General features: G+C 73.9%; 1 protein-coding gene. It reads right to left on the bottom strand.

Annotation, left to right across the window (positions count from 1 at the left end):
- Window positions 1-22: 22 nt before the first annotated feature.
- The gene (locus tag HYQ63_RS15635) at window positions 23-10,222 is read right to left on the bottom strand and encodes a type I polyketide synthase (protein WP_179934367.1); all 10,200 of its coding nucleotides are present in this window, start codon (window positions 10,220-10,222) and stop codon (window positions 23-25) included.
- Window positions 10,223-10,260 lie beyond the last annotated feature (38 nt).

The raw sequence follows: 10,260 nt of genomic DNA on the forward strand, positions 1-10,260 counted from the left end.
TGTACTCCGTGCTTGGGCCGCGTCAGGATTCGGTGCCGTCGAGGCCGTCGAGGTCGAGCGCCATGTCGATGAGGTGCTGGACGTCCATGTCGTCGATGGACTCGGCGTCATCTTCGGCGCGGCTCGTGCCAGGGGTCGCTGCTTGCGGATCGGCGAGCTGGAGCAGCGTGTCCAGCAGACCGGCCTCCCGGATCCGGCTCATCGGGATGGTGGCCAGGGTGCGGCGCAGTTCGGCGTCCTGCGGATCGAGGTCCACATCGGCCGGAACGTGGCCGGGAGCGGCAGGTGCCAGCTCGCCGAGCAGATGCGCGGCGAGCGCGGCCGGGTTCGGGTAGTCGAAGACGAGGCTCGTCGGCAGCCGGAGGCCGGTGGCCGTGCCCAGCCGGGTGCGCAGTTCGACCGCGGTGAGCGAGTCGAAGCCCAGCTCGTTGAAGGCGCGTCCGGCCTCGACCTCGTCGGCCGAGGCGTGGCCGAGGGCGTGGGCCACATGGGTACGGACCACCTCCAGCACCGCGTCCTCGCGGTCGCCCGCGGGCAGCGCCGCCAGCCGCTCCCGCAGCGCGGACGCGCCGTCCGCGTCCGTCCCCCGGTCCGCCGACTCGCCCTCGGCGCCGCCCCGCAGCAGGGTGCGGACGCCCGGCAGGTCGTCGATCAGCGGGCGGGGGCGGGCGGCGGTGAAGGCCGGGGCGAAACGCTCCCAGTCGACATCGGCCACGGTCACGGCGGTCTCCCGGCGGGACAGCACCCGCTGGAAGGCGGCCATGTTCAGGTCCGGCGCCATCGGCGGCAGGCCGCGGCGGCGCAGCTGCTCCTCGGCGTCGCCCTCGGTGGCCATGCCGCCCTCGGCCCACGGGCCCCAGGCCACGGACGTGGCGGTGAGGCCACGGGCGCGGCGCTGTTCGGCGAGCGCGTCGAGGAAGGCGTTGCCCGCCGCGTACGCACCCTGGCCGCCGCTGCCCCACACCCCGGCGATGGAGGAGAAGAGCACGAACGCGTCGAGCGGTTCGGCGCCCTCCCCGAAGAGGGCGTCGAGGTGGAGCGCTCCGGTGGTCTTGGCCGCCACGATCCGGGCGAACTCGGGGAGTTCGGTGCCCGTACCGGGCTCCTGTGAGATGCCCGCCGAGTGCACCACGGCCCGCACGGGGGTGCCGTTGGCCGCGAGCTTCTCCACGAGCGCCGCGAGCGCCTCGCGGTCGGCCACGTCGCATGCCTCGACGGTCACGGCGGTGTCGGTACCGGACAGTTCGGCCACGATCTCGGCCGCGCCCGGCGCGTCCGGGCCCCGGCGGCTGAGCAGCACCAGCCGCTCGGCGCCGTGGTCGGCCAGCCAGTGCGCGACGTGCCGCCCCAGCGCGCCCGTGCCACCCGTCACCAGCACGGTGCCGCGCGGCGTCCAGGGCTCGGCGGTCGCGGTGGCCGGGTCGCGCGGCGCGGACACGAGGCGGCGTACGAAGACCCCGGCGGACCGGATGGCCACCTGGTCCTCGTCGTCGGCCCCGGCGAGCACGCCCGCGAGCCGGTCCAGCGCCCGTTCGTCCAGCGTGTCCGGCAGGTCGACCAGACCGCCCCAGCGCTCGGGCTGCTCCAGCGCCACGACCCGGCCGTAACCCCAGACCTGGGCCTGGGTGACGCTGTCCAGCGCGTCGCCGGCGCCGGTCGAGACCGCGCCCCGGGTGACGCACCACAGGCGCGCCGGAGCGTCGTCGCCCCGCAGCGCCAGCGCCTCGGCCAGCGCACCGGTCAGCGCGAGGCCGACCGGCACCGCCGGATGCTCCGGGTGCGGCCGCTCGTCCAGCGCCAGCAGCGACAGGACACCGGCCACCGGGCCGTCGGCCGACGCGAGATGGACGGCGAGGGCGTGCGGATCGGTGTCCGCCACGTCCAGTTCGACGCGTACGACGCGCACTCCGCGCCGCGCCAGGTCGTCGGCCACCGCGGCGACCCGGGGGTCCCCGGCGAGGCTCGCGGGGACGACGGTCAGCCAGGTGCCGGACGGGGCACCGGACGGGGCCTGCGGGCGGGGCTTCCACGTCACGTTGTAGAGGCGGCCGTCGGCCGCGGACTCCTCGCGCCGGGTGCGGCGCCACGACGACAGCGCGGGCAGCACCGCGCTGAGCGGCTGGTCGCCCTCGACGCGCAGCTCGGTGGCCAGCGACTGCCAGTCCTCGCGCTCCACGGCGTCCCAGAACCGCGCGTCCACCGCGTCCACGGTGGTTTCGACGGCCCCTTGCGGGGTGGTGTCGGGCCAGTAGCGGCGGCGCTGGAAGGCGTACGTGGGCAGCTCGACGCGGGACGCACCGGTCCCGGCGAAGAACGCCGCCCAGTCCACCCCGGCGCCCCGGACGTACGCCTGGGCGAGCGCCGTGGTGACGGCCTCGGCCTCGGGACGGTCCTTGCGGAGGGCGGACACGAAGGCGGCGTCGTCGGCGGCGGTGACGCAGTCCTGCGCCATGGCGGTGAGGACACCGTCCGGGCCCAGCTCGACGTACGTCGTCACGCCCTGTGCTTCGAGGGTACGGACACCGTCGAGGAAGCGGACCGCCTCACGGACGTGGCGCACCCAGAACTCGGGGCTGGTGATCTCCTCGGCGGAGACCAGTTCGCCCGTCAGGTTGGACACGATCGGAATACGCGGAGCCTCGTACGTCAGTCCCTCGGCCACCTCGCGGAACGCGTCCACCATGCCGTCCATGCGGGGCGAGTGGAAGGCGTGGCTGACGGTGAGGCGCTTGGTCTTACGACCCTGCGCCTCGAAGCCCGCCGCGATCTCCAGTGCCGCGTCCTCGTCACCCGCGATGACCACGGAGGTCGGGCCATTCACAGCGGCGATGCTGACGCGCTCGGTCAGGAGCGGCGCCACCTCGTCCTCCGACGCCTGCACCGCGACCATCGCGCCACCCGCAGGCAGCTCCTGCATCAACCGCCCACGAGCGGCCACCAACCGGCAGGCATCCGCGAGCGAGAACACCCCCGCCACATGCGCGGCAGCCAGCTCACCGATCGAGTGGCCCGACAGGAAGTCCGCACGCAGACCCCACGCCTCGACCAACCGGAACAGCGCCACCTCGATGGCGAACAGCGCGGGCTGGGTGAAGCCGGTCCGGTCCAGCGCGGCGGCGTCCTCACCGAACAGGACATCCCGCAGCGGCCGTTCCAGGTGCTGGTCCAGCTCCGCGCACACCGCATTCAGCGCCTCCGCGAACACCGGGTACGCCTCGTACAGCCCACGGCCCATCCCCAGCCGCTGGCTGCCCTGCCCCGTGAACAGGAACGCCATCCGGCCACCGGTCACCGAGCCCTCGACGAGCCCGGGGCCACCGCGCCCCTCGGCCAGGGCCGTCAGCCCCTCGCCGAGGTGTTCCGCATCCCGGCCGAGCAGCACGGCCCGGTGTTCGAGGGCGGAGCGGGAGGTGGCGAGGGAGTACGCCAGGTCGAGCGGGCGCAGCTCGGGGTGGCCGTCCGCGTAGGCGTGCAGGCGCGTGGCCTGGGCCCGCAGCGCGTCGCCGTCGCGGCCCGAGACGGGCCAGGCGAGGACGGGCAGGGACCGTTCCGGAGCGGCCGCGGAGACGGTGTCGTCAGCCGGGGCCTGCTCGATGATCGCGTGCGAGTTGGTGCCGCTGAAGCCGAAGGAGGACACGCCCGCGCGGCGCGGTCGGCCGTCGGTCTCCGGCCAGGGCCGGGCCTCGGTCAGCAGCTCGATGTCGCCCGCCGACCAGTCGACGTGCGGCGTCGGCTCGGCGACGTGCAGCGTCTGCGGCAGCGCGCCGTGCTGCATGGCCAGGACCATCTTCATGATTCCGGCGGCGCCCGCCACGGCCTGGGTGTGGCCGATGTTGGACTTCACCGAGCCGAGCCACAGGGGCCGCCCCTCGGGCCGGTTCCGGCCGTAGGTGGCGAGCAGCGCCTGCGCCTCGATGGGGTCGCCCAGGAAGGTACCGGTGCCGTGGGCCTCCACCGCGTCGATGTCGGAGGCCGACAGCCCGGCGGTGGCCAGGGCCTGCCGGATGACGCGCTGTTGGGAGGGGCCGTTGGGCGCCGTCAGACCGTTGCTCGCACCGTCCTGGTTGATGGCGGTGGAGCGCAGGAGGGCGAGCACCGGGTGGCCGTTCCTGCGGGCGTCGGAGAGCCGTTCCACCAGGAACAGGCCCACGCCCTCGGCCCAGTTGGTGCCGTCCGCGTCACCGGAGAACGCCTTGATCCGGCCGTCTGCGGCCAGTCCGCGCTGACGGCTGAACTCCAGGAAGGCGCCGGGGGTCGACATGACCGTGACGGCTCCGGCCAGCGCGAGCGAGCATTCGCGGTTGCGCAGCGCCTGCGCGGCCAGGTGCAGGGCCACCACCGAGGACGAGCAGGCGGTGTCGACGGTGAGGGCGGGCCCTTCGAGCCCGAAGGCGTAGGAGAGGCGACCGGACGCCACGCTGGAGGAGTTACCGGTGCCGAGGTGGCCTTCGAGGCCCTGCGGCTCGTTGAGCCACAGGGTCAGATAGTCCTGGTCGTTGGAGCCGACGTACACGCCGGTCCGGCTGCCGCGCAGCGACGCGGGGTCGATCCCGGCCCGCTCGAACGCCTCCCAGGACGTCTCCAGCAGCAGCCGCTGCTGCGGGTCCATCGCGAGGGCCTCACGCGGCGAGATCCCGAAGAACGGGGCGTCGAAGTCGGCGACGTCGTGCAGGAAGCCGCCCTCGCGGGTGTAGCTGGTGCCTTCGAGGTCCGGGTCGTCGCTGTAGAGGGTGGCGAGGTCCCAGCCGCGGTCGGCGGGGAACGGGGTGATGGCGTCGTCCCCGGCGAGCAGCAGCTGCCACAGCTCCTCGGGCGACCGTACGCCACCGGGGAAGCGGCAGCTCATCGCGACGATCGCGATCGGGTCGTCCTGGTCGGCCGCGGTGGTCACCTGGTCGGGCACGATCGCCTCGGCCCGGTCCCCGATGATCTCGTCGCGCAGGTGGCCCACCAGGGCGGCCGAGGTCGGGTAGTCGAAGACGAGGGTCGGCGGCAGCCGCAGCCCGGTCGCCTCGCGGAGGAGGTTGCGCAGTTCGACGGCGGTGAGCGAGTCGAAGCCCAGGTCCTTGAACGCCCGGCCCTCATCGACGGCCTGCGGGCCCGCGTAGCCGAGGACGGCGGCCACCTGCGTACGGACCAGGTCCAGCAGCGCCCGGTCCTGCTCGGCCGCGCTCAGCCCGGCCAGCCGCTCCGCCAGCCCGGCAGCGCCGCCCGCGGCGGTGTCCACCGCGCGCCGCACCGGCACCCGGACCAGTCCGCGCAGCACCGGCGCGAGCGTGCCCGCCGCGGCCTGGGCGCGCAGCGCCACGGCGTCCACGCGCATCGGCGCGGGCGTGGCCTCGCCGGTGGCGAGGGCCGCGTCCAGCAGCGCCAGGCCCTCCGCCGGGGTCAGCGGCGGCAGTCCGGCGCGCCGCATCCGGGCGATGTCGGCCTCGTCCAGGCCACCGGCCATACCGGCGCCCGCCCAGGGCCCCCAGGCGAGCGCGACGGCCGGAAGGCCCTCGGCGCGGCGGCGGGTGGCCAGGGCGTCGAGGAAGGCGTTGGCCGCCGCGTAGTTGCCCTGTCCGGGGGTGCCGAACACGCCCGAGGCGGACGAGAACAGCACGAACGCCGTCAGGTCCAGATCCGCGGTCAGCTCGTGCAGGTTCCAGGCCGCGTCCACCTTGGGGCGCAGGACGTGTGCGACGCGCTCGGGCGTCAGCGAGCCGATCACACCGTCGTCCAGGACGCCCGCCGTGTGCACGACGGCCGTCAGCGGATGCTCGGCGGGGACGGTGGCGAGGGTCGCGGCGAGCGCGTCCCGGTCGGCCACATCGCATGCGGCCCAGCGCGCTTCGGCGCCCAACTCGGCCAGCTCTGCGGTGAGTTCGGCGCTACCCGGCGCCTGGTCCCCGCGGCGGCTCACCAGCAGCAGCCGCCGTACGCCGTGCTCGGCGGCCAGATGGCGGGCCACCAGGCCGCCCAGCGTGCCGGACGCGCCGGTGACCAGCACCGTACCGTCCGTGCCGAAGCCTGTGTCATGGGTTTCCGTGGCCGGTACCCGGGCCAGCCTCGGGACGCGGGCCACGCCCGCACGCACCGCAAGCTGCTCCTCGCCCGCCGCCAGCGCCGCCGGAAGCGCCGCGAGCGACGAGCTGTGACCGTCGGTGTCCACGAGGATGAAGCGGTCCGGGTTCTCGGCCTGCGCGGTACGCAGCAGACCCCAGGCCGCGGCCTGCGCCGGATCTCCGTCCCCCAAGGTCAGGAACACCAGCCGCGAAGCGGCGAACCGCTCCTCGGCCAGCCACGCCTGGGCCAGGCCCAGCGCCTCGACCGTGGCCTGACGCACGCTGTCCGGCGCCCCGTAGTCGCCCTCGGTGGACGGCGTCGCGAACACGTAGTCCGGTACGGCCGCACCACCGGCGACCGCCTCGGTCAGCGCCGCGAGATCCGCGTACGCCACGACCTCGACACCGGCGGGGTGGCTCGCGACACGGTCCGTGCCGAGCACCGCCCACAGGGCGCCGCGCGGCGCGTCGGCGCCCGCTCCCGTCGCCAGCTCGGTCCACTCCACGCGGAACAGCGACTCGTGGTACGCCGCCCGCGCGGCCCGCACCTGCTCGTCCGACACGGCGCGCAGGACCAGCGAGTCCACGGCGGCGACCGGCGCGCCGGACGTGTCCGCGATCTCCAGCCGGACACCGTCCGCGCCCTGCAACACCAGCCGCACGCGCAGCTCCGACGCGCCGCTCGCGTACAGCGACACCCCGCTCCACGCGAACGGCAGCCGCCCCTGGCTCTCGCCGTCGCCATCACCGTCGCCGTCACCCAGGCCGTCCAGCCCGAGCGCGTGCAGCGCGGAGTCCAGCAGCGCCGGGTGCAGCCCGTACGCCTGCGCGTCGGACGCGACGGCCTCCGGCAGCCGGACCTCGGCGAACAGCTCGTCACCGCGCCGCCAGGCCGCCGTCAGCCCCTGGAACACCGGGCCGTAGCGCAGCCCGCCGTCCGCCAGCGCCTCGTACAGCTCCTCGGTACGAGCCGCCACGGCGTCCTGCGGCGGCCACTGGGTCAGCGCGAACGACGGCCGGGGCGCGCCCGCGACGAGCGCACCACTGGCGTGGCGCGTCCACGGCTCCTCGGCCGGGGCGTCCTCGGCGCGGGAGAGTACGGCGACGGAACGCCGCCCGTCGCCCTCGGGGGCGCCGACGGTGACCTGGAGGCGGACACCGCCACGCTCGGGCAGCACCAGCGGGGCATGCAGGGTCAGCTCATCGAGATGGTCGCAACCGGCCTGGTCACCAGCCCGAACCGCAAGCTCCACGAACGCCGTACCCGGCACCACGACCGAGCCCCGCACCACATGATCAGCCAGCCACGGATGCGCATCCACACCCAACCGACCCGTGAACAGCAACCCATCCGACTCCGCCAACGACACCGCCGCACCCAAGAGCGGATGCCCCGCCGGCTCCAACCCCACCGACGCCACATCACCCACGGTCCCAGCGCCCGGCTCCAACCAGAACCGCTCATGCTGAAACGCATACGTCGGCAGGTCCACGCGAACGGCGCCCGTACCGGCGTAGAAGGCAGCCCAGTCCACCGCCACGCCACGCACATGCGCCCGGGCGACGGCGCTCGTCAGCGACTCGGTCTCCGGCCGGTCCTTGCGCAGCGCCGAGACGAACGCGGCGTCGTCGCCGGTCACGCACTCCTGCGCCATGGCGGTGAGCACACCATCCGGGCCCAGCTCGATGAACGTGGAGACCCCCTTGGCCTCCAAAGCCCGCACACCGTCGAGGAACCGCACGGCCTCACGGACATGCCGCACCCAGAACTCCGGGGTGGCGATGTCCTGGGCGGAGACGACATCACCGGTGAGGTTGGAAACGATGGGGATGCGCGGAGCCTCGTACGTCAGCCCCTGCACCACCTGCCGGAACGCGTCCAGCATCCCGTCCATACGCGGCGAGTGGAACGCATGGCTGACGGCAAGGCGCTTGGTCTTACGACCCTGCGCCTCAAAGCCCGCCGCGATCTCCAGCGCCGCTTCCTCGTCACCCGCGATGACCACGGACGTGGGTCCGTTGAGAGCGGCAATGCTCACCCGCTCCGTCAGCAGCGGCAGCACCTCGTCCTCCGACGCCTGCACCGCGATCATCGCGCCACCGGCCGGAAGCTCCTGCATCAACCGCCCACGCGCCGCCACCAACTTCGCCGCATCCGCAAGCGACAGCACACCCGCCACATGCGCGGCAGCCAGCTCACCGATCGAATGACCGGACAGGAAGTCCGGCTTCACGCCCCACGCTTCGACCAGCCGGAACAGCGCCACCTCAACCGCGAACAACGCGGGCTGAGTGAACCCCGTCTGGTCCAGCACCGCAGCGTCGTCCCCGAACAGCACATCCCGCAGCGGCCGCTCAAGATGCCGGTTCAGCTCCGCACACACCGCATCCAGCGCCTCCGCGAACACCGGATAGGCGTCGTACAGCTCACGGCCCATCCCCAGCCGCTGGCTGCCCTGCCCCGTGAACAGGAACGCCACCTGACCGGCAGCCACAGGGCCCTCGACGAGCCCCGGTGCGGACTCGCCCCGCGCCAGGGCGTCCAGGGCGTGCCGGAGCGCGTCGCGGTCGGTGCCCACGATGGCCGCGCGGTGGTCCAGGGCGGCCCTGCCGGTGGCCAGGGAGTGGCCGATGTCGGCGGTGCCGAGGGCGGGGGCGCGGTCCAGGTGGGCGGCGAGACGGCGGGCGTTGTCGCGAAGCGCCGTCGCGGTCTTGGCGGAGAGGATCCAGGGCAGTACCGCATGGGTGACAGCGCCCGGAGCGTCGTCGCCCGCGGGCTGCGGCTCTTCCGGCTCCGGGGCCTGCTCCAGGATGGTGTGGGCGTTGGTGCCGCTCACGCCGAACGCCGAAACACCGGCCCGGCGCGGCCGTCCGGTGTCGTCCCAGGGGCGGGCCTCGGTCAGCAGCTCCACCGCGCCCGCCGACCAGTCGACGGTCGGGGAGGGCTGGTCGATGTGGAGGGTCCGGGGCATGACGCCGTGGCGTATCGCCATGACCATCTTGATGACGCCCGCGACACCGGCCGCCGCCTGGGTGTGGCCCAGGTTGGACTTGAGCGAGCCCAGCCACATGGGCTGGCCCTCGGGCCGTCCCTGGCCGTAGGTGGCGAGCAGCGCTTGCGCCTCGATCGGGTCGCCCAGGGTCGTACCGGTGCCGTGGGCTTCGACGACGTCGATCTCGGCGGCGGACAGCCGGGCGTTCTCCAGGGCCTGGCGGATGACGCGCCGCTGTGACGGGCCGTTCGGCGCCGTCAGACCGTTGGACGCACCGTCCTGGTTGACCGCCGAGCCGCGGACGACGGCCAGCACCTGGTGGCCGTTCTTGCGGGCGTCCGACAGCCGCTCGACCAGCAGGACGCCGACGCCTTCGGACCAGCCGGTGCCGTCGGCCGACGCCGCGAAGGACTTGCAGCGGCCGTCGGGGGCGAGGCCGCGCTGGCGGCTGAACTCCACGAACACATCGGGGTTGGGCATCACGGTGACGCCGCCGACCAGGGCGAGCGAGCATTCGCGCTGACGCAGCGCCTGGGCCGCCCAGTGCAGGGCGACGAGGGACGACGAGCAGGCCGTGTCGATGGTGGCGGCCGGGCCTTCGAGCCCGAAGGTGTAGGCGATGCGGCCGGAGAGCACGCTGGTGGCGCCGCCGGTGAGCATCAGCCCCTCAAGCTCTTCCGACGTGTCGGAGCCGTAGCCCATGGCCGCGGCGCCCACGTACACGCCGGTGCGGCTGCCGTGGACGGACGTCGGGTCGATTCCGGCGCGTTCGAAGGCTTCCCAGGAGGTTTCCAGCAGGAGCCGTTGCTGCGGGTCCATGGCAAGGGCCTCGCGCGGCGAAATGCCGAAGAATCCGGGGTCGAAGTCGGCGACGCCGTCGAGGAATCCGCCGCCGCTGTTGTAGAAGGTGCCCTTGCGGTCGGGGTCCGGGTCGGCGAGCCCTTCGATGTCCCAGCCGCGGTCGCCGGGGAATCCGGAAATGGCGTCGCCGCCCTCGTCGACGAGCCGCCACAGGTCCTCGGGGGAGCCGATGCCGCCGGGGAAGCGGCAGCTCATCGCGACGATCGCGAGGGGTTCCTGCGCGTCCGCCTCCACCTCGGTCAGGCGGCGACGGGCCCGGCGCAGCTCAGTGGTCATCCACTTCAGATTGTCGAGAAGCTTCTCTTCGTTCGCGCTAGCCACGAAAACGTCACCTCCTGAGGTCAGTGGAAATGTGAGCG

The organism is Streptomyces sp. Rer75, assembly GCF_013414305.1.
GTDB classification, from domain to species: Bacteria; Actinomycetota; Actinomycetes; order Streptomycetales; family Streptomycetaceae; genus Streptomyces; species Streptomyces himastatinicus.